Raw genomic sequence first — 20,285 nt, 5'->3', positions numbered from 1 at the left:
TTGTTTCTAATTTTTAGAAGTGTATAATGAACCTATATATAGAGATTGGTGGGGATTATATGACTGTTGAATTAAAATTAATGGAAATGCAGGACTTTAATGATTTTTATGAGGTTTCTTTGAAAGAATTTGCTGATGAACAAGTGAAAAGTGGTTCTTGGTCTGTTGAAGAAGCGGATGAGAGAGGTAGAGCATATTTTAAGAAACTTCTACCTGATGGTTTACATACGGAAGGTCATAAAATTTTTAATATCTTTAATGAAGGGGGTAAGGTAGGTATTTTATGGCTACATGTTTTCGAGAAAGATCATGTATTAAAGAGTTTTATTTATGATATTAAAATTGACGAATCTGAAAGAGGTAAAGGTTTAGGTAAAATGACGATGCAAGCTTTAGATGAGTATTGCAAGGAACAGGGCATTAAAAGTATTCGACTCCATGTTTTCGGTCATAATCAAATTGCATATGAGTTATATAAAAAATGGGATTTGAAACGACAAACTATTATATGGAAAAAGCGTTATAATAGTGATATCGAAATTGAAATCGGAGTGATTTGATTGTTGAAATTGAAAGAATCTCAAAATGTATTTTTAGAAGGTGGAGATGAAGCGGTTATATTATTGCATTCATTTACAGGTACAGTAAGAGATGTAAAAGCTTTAGCAGAGTTTCTAAACGAAGCGGGATATACTTGCTATATTCCAGCTTATAAAGGACATGGATTAAGTTTAGAAGGTTTATTAGCCTATACGACAAATGATTGGTGGGAACAGGTACAAGAGAGTTATCATTATTTAAAGGATAGTGGATATGAAAATATTCATGTGCTCGGTGTTTCATTAGGTGCGCTTATGTCTTTAAAACTTGTCGAAACATTTGATGTGAAGAAATGTATAGCAATGTCCACACCTCATAATAGAACTAATAAAGATATTAAAAGAAGACTCTATCATTATGGAGAAAGAATTAATCAGATCCAAGGTTTAGATGAAAATGAAAGTAATCGCCAACTTGCACTCATTGATGATTATGATGAAGGTGCACGTCTTTTTACATCATTTATAGAGGATATTATGAATCATTTAGACGCAGTAAAAATACCAATCTCTATAAAGTATGGAGAATTAGATCAAACATTCTATCAAGATAGTGCTGAGAAAATATATCATGATATAGCATCAGAACATAAAGAATTAAAAGCCTATAAAAATGCAACACATTTAATGACAAGAAGTAATGATAAAGAACAAATTGAACAAGATATACTTGAGTTCTTAAAAAAATAAGACCACGCCAACATTTGTTGGCATGGTCTTATTTTTGTGTGAATGCAATTTTGTACTATATCAATTTTGACATTATTGAGAAAATACAAAGATATTGGAGGGATTCGATGAGTACATTATCATTTTTATTTTACTGTTTTATGATTACTTTCACACCTGGACCTACAAATATCGTAATATTAACGACAACTCAAAATTACGGTACTAAAAAAGCTTTACAGTATACGTACGGTTCTACTGTAGCATTCTTTTTAATTTTGTTATTATCTGCAATTTTTAATACAATACTCGTAAACATTATGCCAAATATTATATTTACGATGAAAATTATTGGAACAATATATATGTTATATTTGGCATATCAAATTTTAAACGCTTCAAAATCACATAATGATACAAATTACGGTAACTTTACATCTGGGTTTGTTATGCAATTTCTAAATCCTAAAGTTGTATTATTCTGTTTAACGGTTTTACCGAGCTTTGTTTTAAAAGCAGACTCTACTTTTAACGATGTGTTTCTTAATGTAACTATCATAACGATTATTGGATTTTTAGCATTTGCGTCTTGGCTATTATTCGGTACGGTTCTGAAAAGATTTATAGATCAACATTTGAAAGTTTTTAATGTTGTTATGTCAATGGCACTAGTTATGTCGACATTATTAATTTGGTTATAGATAAGGAGGGGTTATATGGATAATTTTTTGTATAAAAAGCGTATAGGTGTTACAGCATTATTAGCTCAAATGAGCGAGTTTAAATATAAAAAACATGCGCATAAAGAATATGCACTTGGTGTAACGTTAGATGGTATTCAACACTATACTTTAGATGGTGCCGAATTTTTATCCTATCCTAATAATGTTATGTTCTTTAATCCTGAACAAATTCATGATGGTAGTTCTTTTGACAAGAAAGACCTAAAATACACAATGATTTATTTAGAGCGAGAACATATTCTTGGAAATGATAACATACCTCAAAATGTCATTTTCAATAAACCTATATCAAATGACCAAAATTTAAAAAACAAAATTATCCATCTCTCTAATGCTATTTTAACGAATCAAGAAGATGCTTATATATTAGAACAATTGCTGCAAGTTAATGATGCTTTGTTGAATAATGATATAAATGTAGCGCCTAAAGATAACAGGCTCATAAATATGGCGAAGAATATTATAGAAAGCCACTTGTTTGATACATTAAATGTAGAAATGATCAGTCTAGAATTAAATATGACTCAATATCAATTTATTCGCTATTTCAAAAAATATACTGGCTTTACACCTTATCAATATTATTTGAATAGAAAGGTAGAGCAAGCTAAATTAAATTTAGAAATGACTAAAGATATTTACGCTGCTGTTACAAACTGTGGGTTTGTAGACTTATCTCATTTAAACAAAAATTTCAAGAAAATATATGGTATTACAGCTTTTGAATATTTAAACCAACTTATATAAATCAAAAAGAGGCTGGACATTGTCCAAGCCTCTTTTTTGATGGTGTTTTATAATCCACCTAATAAACCACTAATATATACACCAAGAGCTAATAACAATCCGAAGATCGTGTTTGCTTTACCTGTTGCTGCCATTGCAGGCATCATTGTTTGTGGTGTGTCATTTTTATTAAATCGACGTACGGCTTTGATTGGGAATGGTGCAGATATTAAGACGAGCAACCATAATAGAGAGCCGTATGGTTTAAATAATGCTAAGTAAATAACAAAGACATATGCGAAAATGTAAAGAATTGCCATAGTCATGATAGAAAGTCTTTTACCGACTAAGATCGCGTAAGTCTTTCTACCACTTTGTTTGTCTTTTTCGCGGTCTCTAATGTTATTTGCTAAGTTGATAAGTCCAATTGTAATAGAAACTGGAATACTTAATAATGCTGGATAAAAGCTTAAAGTACCTGTTTGTATATAGAATGAAATCATGACAATTACAAATCCCATGAAGAATCCAGCGAATATTTCACCGAATGGCGTCCATGAAATAGGGATTGGTCCACCTGTATAAAAATAACCGATTGCCATACATACTAATCCTATTGGTATTAATAGCCATGTACTTTGCATGCATATGTAAATACCTAATATGACAGCTATAACATAGAATGCTATTGCTAAATTATAAACGGATTTAGGAGACATACCATTTCTTACGATTGCGCCTCCGATACCAACAGAAGTATGGTCATCTAATCCACGCTTATAATCAAAGTATTCATTAAACATATTAGTTGCTGCTTGTATTAAAATACTTGCGAGTAACATTGCTAATACGACTGAAATTTTAATGGATGCTTCAGCACCTGTTAAAAAAATCTTTGATGAAGCGGTACCTAATAGTACAGGAACAAATGATGCTGTAAGGGTATGTGGTCTCATCAAATGATAATATTTTTTCAAGCCTGAATGCTGTGATAAATTTTGTGACATGTATTTACCTCTTAAATTTATATTTTTGACAGTATTAGTATATGCTTTCGCTATCAATTGGTCAATCACTGTAATTGTGTAAAATTTTAATTTATATTCTGTATTTAAAGTACAATATTAACGCATGTTCACTTAAAAAATGATAAAATAAGTAGATAGATATTTTTCGGAAAGAAGTGGAAGTGAAATGGCCTTGAGGACGGATTTGAAGCAACAGATAATTTCTGAAATCGATGGAAATAAAAATTATATTTCAGTTGAAATTGAGCTTCAATATCAACCAGATTTAATCCATTTATTAAGGGAAGAAATCAATTATACAGGACAACATTTTTATTACAAATCTAAAGATTCTAAATTAGAAATGTGTGGAATTGGATATTTATTAGAAGCTAGGTATTCGCATCTAGAACATGATGATATATATGAATACTGGCAAAATATTAAAGAACAATTAAATACGATTAAGTTACATGATGAAAAGCACCATCTAAAATTCTTTGGTGGCTTTCAATTTTCTGAGCATTCATTAACAAATGAATGGAAAGATTACGGGATGAGTCATTTTGTATTGCCTAAGTATTTGGTGACAAAAGAAAATGGTCATTATTATCTCACTTATACGGATCATAGTAACAAATTCGATATCGACAACATTCACGAAGTTATAAATATTTTAGAAACAGAAAATAAAAAAATCGAATCGAGTGAACCTGTAGTAGTGGAAAATAAAGATATTCAAAGTGAAGAATGGAAAGCGTTAGTTACTAAAGTTGTTTCACAAATGAATCAATCTGTAGCTCTACAAAAAGTCGTACTATCCAGAAGAAGACAAATCGAATTTGAAGATCGTGTTAATGTTGAAGATGCATTACAAAGATCATTAGATTCAAATGAATCAAGCTATTTATTGCTATTTGAGTCAGGTAAATCCCAATTTATTTCACAAACGCCTGAACAACTGTGCCAAATAGAAGATGGTAAACTATATACAAATGCAATTGCTGGTACGATTTTAAGAACAGAAGATGAAACAAAGAATGATGAATTAAAAGATGAGCTTCTTAATGATTCTAAAAATCAATTTGAACATCGTTATGTAGTGGATAGTATTATTCATGATATTCAATCATTTACGAAACACATTGAATACGATAAAAAGCCAACCATTCTTACAAACAAACATTTATATCATCTATATACGAAAATACAAGCAGATTTACTATCTGAAAATGTATTAGAAATTGTTAATCAATTACATCCAACGCCAGCATTAGGAGGATTTCCTAAAGTTGAAGCGATAAAATTTATAGAACATGAAGAGTTTGGTACAAGAGGATTTTACGGTGCACCATTAGGTTATATCGATCTAGAAAACAATGGTGAATTTGTTGTATCTATTCGATCTATGTTAGTGAACAATCATACTGCAACATTGTATTCAGGTTGTGGTATTGTAAAAGATTCTGAAGCAATATCTGAGTTTGAAGAAACAGACTTAAAATTTAAACCAATGTTGAAAGCACTAGGAGTGATGTAGAATTGAGTACACATACTGAAAGTCTCACTAAACAAGTATTTACATTTGTTTCTAAATTATATGAATATGGTGTCGATGATGTTGTTATTAGTCCTGGATCACGATCTACACCATTAGCAATAGCTTGTGAAAGACATCCACATTTAAAAACATGGGTTCATCCAGATGAAAGAAGCGCAGCATTTTTTGCACTTGGCATAATTAAAGCAAGTCAAAAGCCTGTCGCAATCATTTGTACGTCAGGAACAGCTGCATCAAATTATATGCCAGCAGTATCTGAAGCGTTTATTAGTCGATTACCACTTGTAGTTGTTACGAGTGATAGACCACATGAACTACGTAATGTTGGTGCACCTCAAGCAATCAATCAAGTAAATATGTTCCAAAACTTTACGAAGTTTCAATTTGATATGCCTATAGCTGATGACTCAGAGGGTACATTAAATGCAATTAATATGAATATGATTAAAGCTGAAAAACATTTTGTTGGTCCACAAAGAGGGCCTGTACATTTTAATTTTCCATTTAGAGAGCCATTAATTCCTAATGTGAAATTAAGAAGATATTTGTCTTCTAAACGAAAATTAGAAACAAAATATCAAAAATCGATTGATTTTACGAGTATACAAACATATATCGAAAAACCAAGAGGTGTCGTTATTGTAGGAGATACACAAGGTCAAGATTTATCTCAAATATTAACTTATTCAGCGATTCATAATATTCCTATATTAGCTGATCCATTAAGTAATTTAAGAAAATTAAATCATCCAAATGTGATTTCTACTTATGATGCATTATTCAAAGGTGGTTTAAGTATTGAACCACAATTTATTATTAGAGTGGGGCAACCAGTCGTTTCGAAACATTTAAACAATTGGTTAAAAGAAGTTAAATGTCCACAAATTCTTGTGCAAAATAATGATACACCTGATGCTTATCCTAAAGTACCAACGATTTCAGTGGAACTAAGTCCAAATGATTTCTTCAGACAAGCTCAAGATGTATCACCAACTCAAAACAAGAATTGGTTAGAAAAATGGTTAACAATGGACAAAGAAGCAAGTGCATTGATTGAAAAATATATCGAAGAAGAAACAGATGAAGGTGCTGCAGTTGGTAGTTTATTGAAAAAAATGACTTCTAAAGATACTGTATTTGTTGGTAATAGTATGCCGATAAGAGATGTCGATACATTTAATTTAAACTCAAAAGCTGAAATAGCTGCTAATAGAGGTGCAAATGGTATAGATGGTGTCGTGTCGACTGCACTTGGTATGTCTGTATATAAAAAAGTTACACTTATCATTGGTGATGTTTCGTTCTTCCATGATATGAATGGCTTGATTATGAGTAAACTACATGATTTAGATATTACAATTGTGTGCTTAAACAATAATGGCGGTGGCATCTTCAATTACTTAGCACCAAAAGAAGAAGCACCTGAACATTTTGAGAAATTATTCGGTACGCCACTAGATTTAGATTTCCAACATGTTGCGCATCTATATGAGTTAGGTTATGAAAAATTTGAAAGCGTTTCTGATTATAAGAAACAAACATTACCTCAATTCGGTTCTTATTTATACGAAATTCTAACGAATAGAGAAGAAAATACCGCAACACATAGACAACTTTTTGAACAAATGAAAGGTATCCAATATGTTAAATCACCGCGTTAAGTCGTATGATGAACATAAACCGTCTATTATTTTATTACACGGCTTCATCAGTGATCATACTACATTTCATTTAGTTGAGCGTACGTTAAGTAAGCGCGGCTTAAATGTAATAACCATTGATTTACCCGGACACGGACATGATGAATCAAGTTATGATGAAATATGGTCAATGGATTTTATTGTCTCTAAGATTAAAGAAGTCATTGATTATTTAGAGCTTAAAAAGGTCTATTTGCATGGATATTCAATGGGTGGGCGTGTTGCGTTAAGCTTTGCTGTACAATACCCAGAGCTATTAAGCGGCTTAATTTTAGAAAGTGCTAGTCCAGGACTTAAAGATCCATCAGATAAACAAAATAGAATAGAAGTCGATCATAATAGAGCAGCGCGCATTCATGAAATTGGATTACCTCACTTTGTAGAGGAATGGTCTAAACTTCCATTATTTAATAGTCAGTCTATACTTTCTACTGAAGAAAGAGAACGTATTAAACAAATGAGACTTTCTCAAAATCCTAATGGCTTAAGTAAAGCACTTAAAGATTATGGTACAGGTTCACAACCATCCAATTGGCATCATTTGAATACAATGACTGTGCCAACTTGTATTATCGTCGGTCAAAAAGATGAAAAGTTTATTCAAATAGGTAAACAAATGAACGAAAGTATAAAAAATAGTAAATTTTATATTGTTAATGATGCTGGGCACACAATTCATGTGGAACAACCCTCAAAATTTGATACAATAATAATAGAATTTATTTTAGGAGGCAAATTATGTCAAGACAATGGGAAACTATAAAAGAATATAAAGAAATTAAATATGAATTTTTCGAAGGTATTGCTAAAATTACAATCAACCGTCCAGAAGTACGTAATGCATTCACACCTTTAACAGTTCAAGAAATGATCGATGCATTCTCTAGAGCTAGAGATGATGAAAGAGTAGGTTCTATCATCTTAACTGGTGAAGGCGACTTAGCATTCTGTTCAGGTGGAGACCAATCTGTTCGTGGACATGGTGGTTACGTTGGCGATGACCAAATTCCAAGATTAAATGTATTAGATTTACAACGTCTTATCCGTGTAATTCCTAAACCAGTAGTAGCTATGGTTAGAGGATATGCTATTGGTGGTGGACACGTACTACATATCGTATGTGACTTAACAATTGCCGCTGAAAATGCAAGATTTGGTCAAACTGGACCTAAAGTAGGTTCATTCGATGCTGGTTATGGTTCAGGCTATTTAGCAAGAATTGTTGGACATAAAAAAGCACGTGAAATTTGGTTCTTATGTCGTCAATACGATGCACAAGAAGCGATTGATATGGGTCTTGTAAATACAGTTGTACCATTAGATAAAATAGAAGATGAAACTGTTCAATGGTGTAAAGAAATGATGCAACATTCACCAACTGCATTACGTTTCTTAAAAGCTGCTATGAACGCTGACACTGATGGATTAGCTGGTTTACAACAATTTGCTGGTGATGCAACATTATTATATTACACTTCAGACGAAGCAAAAGAAGGAAGAGACGCTTTCAAAGAAAAACGTCAACCAGACTTCGATCAATTTCCTAAGTTTCCTTAATATTGATACAAAAAATAAGAGGTTGAGACATTTTATAATGTCTCAGCCTTTTTTATGGAAAAAATATCTGTATATGAAGTGTTCTACGTTGCTTGCTTGGGGAGTCTTGCAATATAGGAGGAGTCTATGTTGCTTGTTTGATGTGTCTTGCAATATAGGAAGCGCCTATGTTGCTTGTTTGATCAGTCTTGCAATATAGGAAGCGTCTATGTTGCTTGTTTGATCAGTCTTGCAATATAGGAGGAGTCTATGTTGCTTGTTTGATGTGTCTTGCAACATACAGAAGTTCTATGTTGCTTGTTTGATGTGTCTTGCAATATACAGAAGTTCTATGTTGCTTGTTTGATCAATCTAGCAATATTCAGCACTCCAACATTGCTAGTCATGCTTCACTTGCAATATTCAGCACTCCAACATTGCTAGTCATGCTTCACTTGCAATGTTCAGCACTATATTTCTGAAAATATGAAAAAGAGTCTAGAACATTTCTGTCCCAAACTCTTATTTTTATAATAAATGTTTTCTTATAACTTGCTCAATAATAGTAGGTATTTCTTCAAACGCACTTTTCATATTGATGCGTTCTGTTACTTGATGAGCATCTTTACCGATAGGTCCAATATTTATGACAGGTGCACTTATTTCTTGTATATCTTTAAATGGTATAAAGTATGATTGATTAAAGACAGGTGTTTGCTCAATATAGCTTTCAAATCCTAAATCGTCTTGTCTATATTTGGCATAACTCAGATCACTAATACCATTAAAGAAATATTGTCTTTTTGACACTCTATCAAACTGTTTTAAAGATGTTTCACTAACAGTTTGGACGATTTCATCAATAAATGGATCTTCAGAAGAGTGTGCAGCAGGATAATAAGGTGGTGCAAAGAATGTCACGACACTTGGTCCTAAACCTTTCAGCATATGCATAAATCGATCCGTAATTTCTATTGATTGTGCTCTTTCATCAGGAATTTCATGAACAATTTGTTCAATGATTTGATTAATTTTACTTTCACCATACTCTTTTATTGCAAGTGCTTTTAATTCTTTGAAAGTTAAGATATTAATGGATAACTTTTTATCAAAGCCCTCGGATTTTAATGTTTCTTGATATGCTTTTTCACAATTGTGAATGGCATCTTTAACAACATCATTAAAAATTTTAAAAGCTTGTTCTGCATTTCTGTTAAATAAGAATACATTATATAATGAAACAGTTCTAAATGGTGTTTGAACGTCATAATGATCTTTAATATCTCTACTCATGAGAGAGACAGGAAGTGGTGTCGTTTCATCTTTATATGTTTCTTTAAACAAAGTACAGTATTCCATTTTGCTATTAATAAAGCTTTGTATATAGTTCGAACTAATACCATTCAATGGTTGTCCAACATGTGTTTCTTTACCATAGCATAATACTGAAGGCATGATTTTGCCTATTGTACCTGAATAAACATAATGATTTGGGTCATTTTCTGCTTGTGAAAAAGTAGGTTCACTGTTTAAATGTAAAGCTATATCTAAATGGTCTTCTTTACGAATTTGATTGAGCTTTTGAACGGCGGCATGCATACCTTTAGACTCAACTTCTTCATCAGGTACTGAAACTACGATTATGTTAATATCCCATGATTCTTGGATTGCTTTTTCTATCAGAGACATATGTATCATAAGACCTGGTTTCATATCCATTGAACCACGTCCAAATAAATAATTGTGCGTTTGGATATCTTTTTTAGCATCAGGCGTTAAGTATTTCATATCTTGTCGAAATTTCTCTGTAATTTTATCCATATCAAAAGCATCATCTTTATATTCGCTATAATCATCGATACCGACCGTGTCAAAATGACTGATACAAACGAGCGTTTTTTTAGATTGTGGTGCTTTGTAATATGCAAGAACTGCATGACGACCATCCCCAGTCGGTTGCAGCATAACTTGATGAGCATTATGCTTAAAATAATCTAATTTTAAGTATTGTTCTCTTAAAAAGTAAGGAAAAGTCTTTTCTCCTTCTGAATGTGTTATAGATTGATGTCTGACCAAGCTTTTAAGTAAATCGCATCTATCTTCAAACGTTTGCCATAATAAATCCATTGTGTTCCAGCCCCTTTAAAATAGTTCTTGAATCATTCTTTCTAATCTATTCAGTCCTTCTTCAAGTGCTTCTAAATTGTAAGCATATGAAATTCTAATATAGCCCTTGCCAATATGGGTGAAAGCTGAACCAGGTACAATCGCGACGTGGTAATCTTCAAGTGCTTTCATACAGAATTCATAATCATCCATTCCGAAATGTGATATTTGCGGAAAAATATAAAATGCACCTTGAGGTTTTTCATTTAATTTAAAGCCGATTTCAATTAATCGCTTGTATACATAATCTCTGCGTTCTATGTACGCTTTATTCATTTCTTTAGGTGAATTAATTGCATTTGTTAATGCTTCAATTGCAGCATATTGGCTCGGTACATTTGCACAGATACAATTATAGGCATGTACAAATGTTAATTGTTTCATAACATATTGTGGTCCTAATAAAAAGCCAATTCTAAGTCCAGTCATTGAATGAGACTTACTTAAGCCACCTAGTAAAATACATTGATCTTTGATTGCGTCATATGAAGCGAAAGATGTATGGGTTTGATTAAATGTATTCTCAGCATAAATCTCATCGCTGACTATATAAATAGGGTAGTCTTTAAATACATCAACAAGTGCTTCTACTTCTTGTTGATTCAGCGTAATACCAGTAGGGTTATTAGGATAATTCAGCAAGATAGCTTTCGTCTTATCAGTAATATGAGATTTAACTAATTCAGGTGTTATTTTAAGGCCAGTTTGGGTAGTATCTATGTATATAGGTTTAGCGCCTAACAATTCGATAAGGGGGACATACCCAGCATATACTGGTGAAGGAATTAATACTTCATCGCCATGTTCAAGAATCCCTCTTAATGTCGTGTCTAACGCTTCGCTTGCACCATTAGTGATGAGGATTTCATCTGTTTTAAATGAAGCATTGAAGCGATTTTTATAATATTGTGCAACGATTTTTCTCAATTCTGGTAAACCAGCATTATGAGAATAAGATGTAAAGTTATGATTAATTGCTTCTTTCATTGCATCTTTAACACTTGTTGGTACAGGAAAGTCGGGTTGACCAACTGTTAAGTTAATCACATCATCAATTTCAGGTATACGGTTAGATATCGCTCTAATACCAGACACTTGAAGTTGAGATGCAAATTTATTTAATGGTAATTGCATTTTTTTCACCTCTTCAAAACGATAGTTTAATTATAACTTTAAAAAGCATACAAATAAATGAATATAGCAAAAATTTAGAAAACGTATTACAATAAGGGAAACATTACAATAATAGGGGATGTTTATATGGTGAATTTAGCTAATATGAATCAACGATTAAAGTTACTACTATCTTTAAATATTTTTGATTGGTTACCACATCCAACGTTTGTATTGATACAAAATAATGATGAACAATGGATGGTTTCATTTGAAGAAGATTCAATACATATTTGTAGAGCAGAAGCTCAATTACCACATTTTCATCGATATTATTTCGGGCAAGATAATCGACTTATTAAGAATGCGCAATTTCATATCAAATTTAAAGCGAAAGAAGAACTATCATTAGACGAAAGAAAATTTGTTTCTGATTTTATGCAACCAACGTCTAAAAAAGAAAATCCAATATTATTTATTCAGTCAGATACACCGTATACGCAAGAGTGGGTAGATTATTTAACATATTTATTAAGCGCGAGCTATGAAGTATTAGAAAATCTTTATAATAACAATCATGAGTTAGCACCCATAACACATAAACATGTACAAATACCAGCCTATTTATTAAATAGTGAAGATAAATTTATCGGAACGATATCGTATGCAACATTAATTAGATAAACAAAAAAGCCAATCCTTAAGTTATGTACTCAAAGGATTGGCTTTTCTATATTTATTTTTTCTTTTTTGGTGGCTTTTTAATGTTAACAACGGGATTTGCGTAATGTCTTACAAGATCGCTACTGAAGAAGTAGACAATAGCAATTGTTATAAGAATGATTGCAACCCAAACATAAGGTTGGTCTAATAACATTTGATCCCATTCTTTTGAACGGAATAGACCTACGAAAAGACCATGTAGTAAATAAATAAACATTGTTCGAGAACCAATATAAGTTAATGGTAATTTACGTTCTGGTATTAAGTTTAAGAAACTAAATGTTGAAACGAAAATGACGACATATATAAATAATCTTTTTAATGCACTATAAACGTCTACATCGCCTTCAAGTGCAGAGTATGGTTTGCTACCAAATAACCATTCAAAGTTATAATCAGTAAGTAAATAAGCAATGAAAATAACAATTAAACTAATGGAAGATAACCAAATATGTTTTTTATTTCTTAAAATTAATGATTGTTCTTTATTAATGTAATAGCCTAATAGGAAAATTGGGAAGAATACAAATGTTCTTGATAGACTAAGTTTTGCATTAATAAAGTCAAAGTAACCAACAACTAAACCTAATAATATTGCTACTGTAAATGTGATATATGGATTGAAGTTTCTCACAAAGTGCAAAATAATATGCCATGAGAATAAACTTACTAAGAACCACATTGCCCATTGTGGATCGAAGGGACTAATATTTAATGTATCGTCTCTATCAATATAGTAGTAATATAAACCATAAAATAATTGGAATATTAAATAAGGTAGTAAGAGTTTGATTGTAATTTTTTTTATGTAACCTGGTTTTCCTACACCTTTAGCAAAGAATCCTGATATCAGTACGAATGCTGGCATATGGAAACTATAAATAAACATATATAGTGCTTTGAAAATATGACTTTCATTAACATAAGATCTTGTTAAATGACCGAATACAACTAACACAATTAAGAAAAATCGTGCGTTATCAAAATAATGGTCTCTTTCTTTTTCGTTTGCCATGAAAAGTGCTCCCCTAAAACGATAATCTACAAATTACTTGAAATGTAGATTATAAATTAAATTTTTCAAAAGTACAAATAATTTTATTTCGTTAACACTATAAAATCAAACCAATGCCTTATTAAAGGCATTGGTTTTTACTTTAATATTATGCTTTATATTGGTCGACATCGTAATATTGACCGTCTGTTTGAATCTGTTGATAGAAGTCGCTAATTCGTTTTGCATTAGACTTAGCGAAGTCTATACCTGTTGCATATTGATGAACCCCAGGATTTTGTGGATTAAATCTCATTTTATAAAGTGTGTTTTGTCCTGATTTAATGTAATTATTAGCTATAAATTGAGCACCACCTAGGATTGCTTTTTCAGGTGTGTTCCATCCAGCTTGTTGTGCATATTTAATACCACCGTATAATGCATTTTTATCAATAGCGCCAACACCAAACATATTATAATATTTTGGTTGTGCATTTAAATCAACATTACCATTTTGGTCAATTGCTCCACCGTTAGCTAAATCACTTGTACCGTTACCAGTTTCTAATAATGCATGTGAAATTAAATAAATTTCATTAATACCTACTGCTTTTGCAGCTTGGCTAAAGGCACTACCTTGATTTTCAAGAATTCCTTTTCCACGTAACAAGTCATTTAGTTTAGTTACTGAAATATTTTGAGATTTGTTTAAGTCTAAAAATTGATATTTTTGAACTGGATCGTTTACATACTTACTTGTATCCATTGCATCTTTAACTTCAGCTCTAGTAGCATTTCTAATACCACTTGCTAATACTTTTTTAGGTTCAGAACCATTTCTTAATGCCATTTGAATATCAACAGCTTGATCTAACGTGTATGGGCTAGTTGAAATATTTGTTGATTCTGTAGCGAGTTGTAAATACTTAGCGTTAATCCATACAGTTTTACCATTTAATAAACCTTTATACCATAATTCATTACCAACTTTTTGAGATGTAATCACTTTAAAGTATGAATATTGATAGTTTTGTAATGAACCGAGTAATGTCTTTTTAGATACTGAAGGTTCACTATAGAAATATCCACTGTTATCAAAAATTAAGTAGTTTTGATAATTCTCTTTTAAGACAATAGGTTGATTGTTAACAGCACTTGATTTTATAGCATTAGTCTTTTTAGGTTGAGCAACAGTTGGTTTATTAACAACTTTTGGTTGTGTTGTTACTTTTTGCAATTGAATGTCTTTAGCGTTTACCCATCCTAATGGAATAGCATTATTATCTTGAAGTAGATAATATGTTTGATTGTTATAAGTTGATTGTTTACCAATCTTGAATGTTTTTCCTGCTTTGTTGATTGCAGGTACAGTTTTTTGATCATATACAGAAGTATATACACCAGAAATATTTTTATTAACTTTACCTAAATAGTTAACACGAACTGTTTTAGCAACTGCGTTTGCCTTTGTTGTCTTAGAAGCAACAGGTTTCGGAGTTGCTTTAGGTTTTGCAGTGTTAGAAGCAACAGGTTTAGGAGTTGCTTTAGGTTTTGCAGTGTTAGAAGCAACAGGTTTAGAAGTTGCCTTAGGTTTCGCAGTGTTAGAAGCAACAGGTTTCGGAGTTGCCTTAGGTTTTACAGTATTAGAAGCAACAGGTTTAGAAGTTGCCTTAGGTTTCGCAGTGTTAGAAGCAACAGGTTTAGGAGTTGCTTTAGGTTTCGTTGTGTTAGAAGCAACAGGTTTCGGAGTTGCTTTAGGTTTTACATTCTTAGAAGCAACAGGTTTAGGAGTTGCTTTAGTATTATTTTGCAGTTGAATATCACTAGATTTCACCCAACCTAAAGGTGTACCGTTATTATCTTGTAATAAATAATATACTTGGTTGTTATAGTTAGATTGTTTACCGATATTAAATGTTTTACCTACTTTGTTAGCAGCTGATTTTGTTTTAGTATCATAAACTGAACTATAGACACCTGATGCATTTGTATTAACTTTACCTTTATAGTTAACAACTACTGTTTTAGCAGGACTCGCTACAGGAGTAGTCGTTTTAGGTTTAGAAACTACAGGTGTAGAAGTCTTAGGTTTAGACGTTACAGGCGTAGTCGTTTTAGGCTTAGAAACTACAGGCGTAGAAGTCTTAGGTTTAGACGTTACAGGTGTAGTAGGTTTTGGCTTAGAAACTACAGGCGTAGTAGGTTGAGTTGCGCTACCTGTTTTATATAAATATTTTTCTCTCACTAAATCTACAAGCTCATTGAAAGTATAATTATTTTCTGCAAACCAACCATATGGATCACTATGATCTGTACCACCTAAATATCTTGAAACGGCATCATGAGACCATAAAGTACCAGTACCATCATTTTCAGCACTATCAAATGGTAAGCCATAATATGATAAGTTAGTTGCGATATAATCTGCATAATTGTTAATAGAGCGAGCAAAACGATCTCCGCCATATACACGAACTAATTCAACATGTATAAATCGTTCATTTGCGACACCACCAGCACCCCAAGCTAAGTAATCAGTTGGCGCAACTTCAATAATATTATTATCATCTACAAAGGCATGTACAAAAGCACTTTCGTAGTTGTTTTTCATATATGCAATTTCACCTTGAATTGTTGAATTAGGATTTGCAGTTTCATGTGCAATAATTCCTTCAGGTTTACCAACACCATTACGATATGGAATTTTAGGAATATGACTTGAAAAATCTTCAACATACGTCGGAACAGCATAATTATTATTTCTAATTTGACTATTAATTGATGAACTTACTGTAGGACTATAAGAACTAGTAGTAGCTACTGCTTTTTTAACAACAGGCGCACTACTTACAGATCTAAATGCAAAAGTGCTAACTCGTGGTTGAACACTAGCAGTTTCTAATTGAACTTTGTCGTTTTGAGTACTAGTAGCCGCTTCAGCATTTTGAGCATCATTAGTAGAAGTAGTTTGAACTGAGTCGTCAGAAACCTCTTCGTTATTTGTAACTTCAGAGTTATCTTCAGTAGAAGCTACATCAGTTTTTTGCTCTTCTTCGTTAGAAGTAGGCTGAGTTGAGTCTTCAGCAACTTCTTGGTTGTTTGTAACTTCAGAGTCATCTTCAGAAGAAGCTACTTCAGTATTTTGAATTTTTTCATTAGAAGTAGATTGAGTTGTAGCTTCAGAGTTATCTTCAGTAGAAGCTACTGTAGTGTCTTGATTTTCTTGATTAGAAGTAGGTTGAACTGAGTCGTTAGAAACCTCTTTGTTATTTGTAACTTCAGTATTATCTTCAGTAGAAGCTACTTCAGTATTTTGAACTTTTTCATTAGAAGTAGATTGAGTTGTAGCTTCAGAGTTATCTTCAGTAGAAGCTACTTCAGAATTTTGTTCTTCTTCGTTAGAAGTAGGTTGAGTTGTATCTTCAGCAACCTCTTCGTTATTTGTAACTTCAGTATTATCCTCAGTAGGAGCAACTTCAGAGTTTTGTTCTTCTTCGTTAGAAGTAGGTTGAGTAGTATCTTCAGAAACTTCTTCATTGTTCGCAACTTCAGTATTATTCTCAGTAGAAGCTACATCTGAATTTTGATCTTCATTGTTAGAAGTAGGTTGTACTGTTGCATCAGCTGTATTTTCCACTTCTTGTTTTGGTTCATCAATGATAGAAGGATCTTTATATTCTTTCGTACCTGAAACGTTTAAAGATTGGCTTTTTAATTCTTTTTGTTCATCTTGAATTTGACTAGCATTATCGTGTTGTTCAATGATGTTTTTATTTTCTTTGTTTGTTGTTTGTTCTTCTGCATTAACTTGATGTGTTACAAGCGTAGTACCTGCTAATGTCATTGCTACAAGTGCGGGGGTTTTGTAATAGAATTTTTTATCCATAAACAATCTCCTTTTGTATAGGTATTTATTTATAAACAGTATAAGGCTTTTTAATATTAAAAGATGAACTTTTTATGAAATGTAATGTAACTTTAATATTTGAGATATTAATAATTTATCTAAAATGTTAGTTTCATAAAATAGTGAGGAATGTTTTCTTCTAAGAATTCTTCGCCTTCAGTTTTATAACCTAATTTTTCATAGAATCCTTTAGCGTGAGATTGTCCATTAAGTACAGTACCTTTGTATCCATCTTCACTAGCTTTTTCGTTAATAAAATTCATTACATCTTTGCCGTAACCAAATTTTCTATAAGGTTTTAAAACAGCAACTCTTTCTACTTTCGCATATCCATCTTTATAATTTCTAAAACGACCTACCGCAGCTGGTTTATCATCGTGATATAGAACAACATGCTTAGAAACATTTTCAAATTCATCTATCTCTGCATCTAAAGAAACACCTTGTTCCTCAACGAAGACAGTTTTTCTAATATTTAATCCATCTTGTATATCTTTTTCGCTTTCTGCTATTTTAATCATTGTGATACCTCCATTGTGTTGATTCAATTTATTATACATTATGATTATTCTAATTGATGTAGTAAATAAAAAACTCAATAAATAACAAATATTTTGTAAAAAGAACTTGTATTTATCAAGATTGACTAAACAAGATAAATAGAGCCGTTGTATTTATCAAGACTGACTAAACAAGATAAATAGAGGCATTGTATTTATCAAGACTGACCAAACAAGATAAATAGAAGCGCTGTATTTATCAAGATTGTCTAAACAAGATAAATAGAGGCGTTGTATTTATCAAGACTGAGCAAACAAGATAAATAAACATCACCAATATTGCAAGACGATGCTGACTAGCAACATAGAGAGCTCGAATGTTGCAAGACATCCCAAACAAGCAACATAGAAGCCCCGTATATTGCAAGACACACCAATCTAGCAACATTCACACAATATATTCACAATAAGTTCCGTTTCATTTCTGTCCACACAAAAAAGCTGAACCACTTTATACGGTTCAGCTTTTAATTTATATCGTTTGTACTGCTTGTCTTCTAACGATTGCGGTATATTGCCAGAATAATCTTAATTGGTGAATGCTCCAATTTGTCATACCCATTGTATATCCGCTTGGTGTAAATATTTGAATTTGGCTTGTTTCTAGTGCTGCTGCTACTAGATATTGTAAATGAACGCTTAATGATTTCATTTCTTCTGTTAATCCTGTTTCTGTATATACCCATGAAAAAGGTAGGGGGTTATCAAAGATATTGATAACATTAAATATTTCTGGGATGGCAATGATGTAACAAGCGCCATCTACAATTGGATCGTTATTTGCTTGATTATAGTATAGTAATAACGCTTCATAATTCTCATGATGTTCGTGATTAACATAGTATAAATTTTGTCTGAAGTGAGACAAATCTCCAGAATGAATGATTTGATTTTCAAGAGCATCAAACATTGTATTGATTTGTTCATATTTTTCATATGTTTTACGTTGAATCATAATTTGCCTCCTTTCCTAGTAAACTTCTGGACCAGGTTGTTGAGCGCTTAGATCTGGTGCTTGACCACTTTGATCTGGTGTTGGTTGTTGTGGTGTTTCTTGTGATGGTACTTCTTCTGTAGGTGTTTGTTGTACAGGTTGTTCTACAGGCTGTTCGGATGGTTGCTCAGACGGTTGTTCAGTCTGCTGCTCTGTTGTTTCTTCAGTATCAGGTTCTATAGCTGGTTCAACTGTTTCAGCTGAATCGTTGTCACCTGATGTGTTTCCGCTCTTTAGACTTTTCTTAGATACTTCGATATAAGGTGTTAAATCACCATACGCTTGAATCATAAGATAATTCATCAATTCTGTTTTCTTAGTTTTAGGTAAGTTTAAGTCTTTTCTAAGTTTATTAGAAAGTTCTAATAAATTATCTAAGTCAGGATTGAAGAAGTAAACACCATTGAAATTAGCATCAGTTCCTGTAATTTGTTCTGTTTTGATTTTTACTTTACTTGATGAATAAGTCGTTGCTAAGTTTTGAATATCTTCAAATGTGAAATTGTGTTTCGCATTTTTACCAACGATTTTAACTAAGTCATCTAATTTATTAATAGAATTTGTTTCTTGAGCTTTTTTGATAATGGCTTTAATCATTTCCATTTGACGTTTACCACGCTCTAAATCTGAATCTTGTTTTCTTGAACGAACAACTGCAAGTGCTTCGTCACCAGATAAATTACGTTTACCTTTTTTAACTTTAATACGTCCTTTATCTTCTGTGTTAGGCTCGTTTAAATCAAATGGTACATCATATTCAATACCACCAAGCTCATCTACAACTTCAACAAAAGCTTCCATATTAATTCTTGCATAGTAATCTACTGGAACGTTTAAAGTACTTTCAACACTTTCCATTGAACCTTCTGGCCCATCTATTGCATGAGCGTGCGTGATTTTATCATAATATTTTACGGCTGGTATATAACTTAATGTATCACGGGGAATACTAACCATACGTATTTGCTTTTTATCTCTATTAAATGTTGTATAAATCATAGCATCCGTACGAGATTGGTTAGCTTTTTGACCACCTTCACGTCTTGATGTACTATCATCTACACCTAAAAATAATACCGACACATGATCTAAACTAGGATCTACTGGCTTATCTCTTAAAGATGATTTGCTTTTTTTAGAATCAAGAAATGAATCATTAATCGCACCTTTAGTTTCGAGATAAAGCATGAGTCCAAATACTACGGGTAGAATCATGAGTACTATTGACATCAAAAGTAAACCTATTTTTGCAAATCTTTTCATATTATATATTTACCCTTCTATTCG

The 20,285-nt window shown here is 32.1% G+C and carries 17 protein-coding genes; 9 read left to right on the top strand and 8 right to left on the bottom strand.

Annotated elements, in window-relative coordinates; all coding sequences use genetic code 11:
* Positions 1–59: 59 nt before the first annotated feature.
* The 4 genes from LQ617_RS04300 (at position 60) to LQ617_RS04285 (ending at position 2,758) form a co-directional block, all read left to right on the top strand.
* Positions 60–560, top strand: coding sequence for a GNAT family N-acetyltransferase (locus LQ617_RS04300; protein WP_239739659.1), 501 nt, complete (start codon positions 60–62; stop codon positions 558–560).
* A complete protein-coding gene (locus LQ617_RS04295; RefSeq protein WP_239739658.1) occupies positions 561–1,289 on the top strand; it encodes an alpha/beta hydrolase in 729 nt (242 codons plus the stop codon).
* Positions 1,290–1,396: 107 nt separating this feature from the next.
* Positions 1,397–1,969, top strand: coding sequence for a LysE family translocator (locus tag LQ617_RS04290; protein WP_204252818.1), 573 nt, complete (start codon positions 1,397–1,399; stop codon positions 1,967–1,969).
* Positions 1,970–1,984: 15 nt separating this feature from the next.
* Positions 1,985–2,758: an AraC family transcriptional regulator gene (locus LQ617_RS04285; protein WP_239739651.1), complete on the top strand. Its 774-nt coding sequence runs from the start codon at positions 1,985–1,987 to the stop codon at positions 2,756–2,758.
* A gap of 47 nt (positions 2,759–2,805) precedes the next feature.
* Here LQ617_RS04285 and LQ617_RS04280 read toward each other — a convergent pair whose 3' ends face one another.
* Entirely contained in the window at positions 2,806–3,744 is a 939-nt protein-coding gene (locus tag LQ617_RS04280) for a 1,4-dihydroxy-2-naphthoate polyprenyltransferase (RefSeq protein ID WP_025905471.1), read from the bottom strand.
* A 205-nt stretch (positions 3,745–3,949) separates the two neighbouring features.
* Between LQ617_RS04280 and LQ617_RS04275 the strand changes: the two genes are divergently transcribed.
* From LQ617_RS04275 to menB, 4 genes are read left to right on the top strand one after another with little or no spacing between them, the layout of a single operon-like run.
* The gene (locus LQ617_RS04275) at positions 3,950–5,284 is read left to right on the top strand and encodes an isochorismate synthase (RefSeq protein ID WP_239739650.1); all 1,335 of its coding nucleotides are present in this window, start codon (positions 3,950–3,952) and stop codon (positions 5,282–5,284) included.
* Between the two features lie 2 nt (positions 5,285–5,286).
* The gene (gene menD, locus LQ617_RS04270) at positions 5,287–6,966 is read left to right on the top strand and encodes a 2-succinyl-5-enolpyruvyl-6-hydroxy-3-cyclohexene-1-carboxylic-acid synthase (RefSeq protein ID WP_206167216.1); all 1,680 of its coding nucleotides are present in this window, start codon (positions 5,287–5,289) and stop codon (positions 6,964–6,966) included.
* Positions 6,947–7,768, top strand: a complete 822-nt coding sequence (gene menH, locus LQ617_RS04265; RefSeq protein ID WP_204252822.1) for a 2-succinyl-6-hydroxy-2,4-cyclohexadiene-1-carboxylate synthase — start codon at positions 6,947–6,949, stop codon at positions 7,766–7,768. Before menD ends, menH begins: the two co-directional genes overlap by 20 nt.
* On the top strand, positions 7,741–8,562 hold the full coding sequence (gene menB / locus LQ617_RS04260; RefSeq protein WP_025905467.1) for a 1,4-dihydroxy-2-naphthoyl-CoA synthase: 822 nt from the start codon (positions 7,741–7,743) through the stop codon (positions 8,560–8,562). Before menH ends, menB begins: the two co-directional genes overlap by 28 nt.
* Before the next feature lie 507 nt (positions 8,563–9,069).
* On the opposite strand, the gene LQ617_RS04255 is transcribed toward menB, so the two are convergent.
* Together LQ617_RS04255 and LQ617_RS04250 are read right to left on the bottom strand one after the other, a co-directional pair.
* Positions 9,070–10,668, bottom strand: coding sequence for a M20/M25/M40 family metallo-hydrolase (locus LQ617_RS04255; RefSeq protein ID WP_239739648.1), 1,599 nt, complete (start codon positions 10,666–10,668; stop codon positions 9,070–9,072).
* A 15-nt stretch (positions 10,669–10,683) separates the two neighbouring features.
* A complete protein-coding gene (locus LQ617_RS04250) occupies positions 10,684–11,841 on the bottom strand; it encodes an aminotransferase class I/II-fold pyridoxal phosphate-dependent enzyme (protein WP_037588924.1) in 1,158 nt (385 codons plus the stop codon).
* Positions 11,842–11,967: 126 nt separating this feature from the next.
* On the opposite strand from LQ617_RS04250, the gene LQ617_RS04245 reads away from it, so the two are divergent.
* The gene (locus LQ617_RS04245; protein ID WP_239739646.1) at positions 11,968–12,504 is read left to right on the top strand and encodes a hypothetical protein; all 537 of its coding nucleotides are present in this window, start codon (positions 11,968–11,970) and stop codon (positions 12,502–12,504) included.
* Between the two features lie 52 nt (positions 12,505–12,556).
* On the opposite strand, the gene LQ617_RS04240 is transcribed toward LQ617_RS04245, so the two are convergent.
* The 5 genes from LQ617_RS04240 to LQ617_RS04220 form a co-directional block, all read right to left on the bottom strand.
* The gene (locus tag LQ617_RS04240) at positions 12,557–13,558 is read right to left on the bottom strand and encodes an acyltransferase family protein (protein WP_037588925.1); all 1,002 of its coding nucleotides are present in this window, start codon (positions 13,556–13,558) and stop codon (positions 12,557–12,559) included.
* A gap of 148 nt (positions 13,559–13,706) precedes the next feature.
* A complete protein-coding gene (locus LQ617_RS15970) occupies positions 13,707–17,423 on the bottom strand; it encodes an N-acetylmuramoyl-L-alanine amidase (RefSeq protein ID WP_275590239.1) in 3,717 nt (1,238 codons plus the stop codon).
* 119 nt (positions 17,424–17,542) lie between these two features.
* On the bottom strand, positions 17,543–17,965 hold the full coding sequence (locus LQ617_RS04230; RefSeq protein ID WP_239739643.1) for a GNAT family N-acetyltransferase: 423 nt from the start codon (positions 17,963–17,965) through the stop codon (positions 17,543–17,545).
* 511 nt (positions 17,966–18,476) lie between these two features.
* Complete coding sequence (locus LQ617_RS04225; protein WP_025905460.1) at positions 18,477–18,956, bottom strand: DUF2538 family protein; 480 nt, start codon at positions 18,954–18,956, stop codon at positions 18,477–18,479.
* A gap of 18 nt (positions 18,957–18,974) precedes the next feature.
* Positions 18,975–20,261 (bottom strand): LCP family protein, encoded by a 1,287-nt coding sequence (locus tag LQ617_RS04220; RefSeq protein WP_239739641.1) that lies wholly within the window; start codon positions 20,259–20,261, stop codon positions 18,975–18,977.
* Positions 20,262–20,285 lie beyond the last annotated feature (24 nt).

Source organism: Mammaliicoccus sp. P-M59 (assembly GCF_022386135.1).
In the GTDB taxonomy this organism is placed as follows: Bacteria; Bacillota; Bacilli; order Staphylococcales; family Staphylococcaceae; genus Mammaliicoccus; species Mammaliicoccus sciuri_A.
This window is presented reverse-complemented; position numbering and strand designations above follow the sequence as displayed.

Excerpts from the sequence above, each read along its gene's own strand:
- LQ617_RS04300 (WP_239739659.1), top strand. The coding sequence starts at position 60 with ATGACTGTTGAATTAAAATTAATGGAAATGCAGGACTTTAATGATTTT.
- LQ617_RS04290 (WP_204252818.1), top strand. The coding sequence starts at position 1,397 with ATGAGTACATTATCATTTTTATTTTACTGTTTTATGATTACTTTCACA.
- LQ617_RS04285 (WP_239739651.1), top strand. The coding sequence starts at position 1,985 with ATGGATAATTTTTTGTATAAAAAGCGTATAGGTGTTACAGCATTATTA.
- LQ617_RS04280 (WP_025905471.1), bottom strand. The coding sequence starts at position 3,744 with ATGTCACAAAATTTATCACAGCATTCAGGCTTGAAAAAATATTATCAT.
- menH (WP_204252822.1), top strand. The coding sequence starts at position 6,947 with ATGTTAAATCACCGCGTTAAGTCGTATGATGAACATAAACCGTCTATT.
- LQ617_RS04255 (WP_239739648.1), bottom strand. The coding sequence starts at position 10,668 with ATGGATTTATTATGGCAAACGTTTGAAGATAGATGCGATTTACTTAAA.
- LQ617_RS04250 (WP_037588924.1), bottom strand. The coding sequence starts at position 11,841 with ATGCAATTACCATTAAATAAATTTGCATCTCAACTTCAAGTGTCTGGT.
- LQ617_RS04245 (WP_239739646.1), top strand. The coding sequence starts at position 11,968 with ATGGTGAATTTAGCTAATATGAATCAACGATTAAAGTTACTACTATCT.
- LQ617_RS04240 (WP_037588925.1), bottom strand. The coding sequence starts at position 13,558 with ATGGCAAACGAAAAAGAAAGAGACCATTATTTTGATAACGCACGATTT.
- LQ617_RS15970 (WP_275590239.1), bottom strand. The coding sequence starts at position 17,423 with ATGGATAAAAAATTCTATTACAAAACCCCCGCACTTGTAGCAATGACA.
- LQ617_RS04230 (WP_239739643.1), bottom strand. The coding sequence starts at position 17,965 with ATGATTAAAATAGCAGAAAGCGAAAAAGATATACAAGATGGATTAAAT.
- LQ617_RS04220 (WP_239739641.1), bottom strand. The coding sequence starts at position 20,261 with ATGAAAAGATTTGCAAAAATAGGTTTACTTTTGATGTCAATAGTACTC.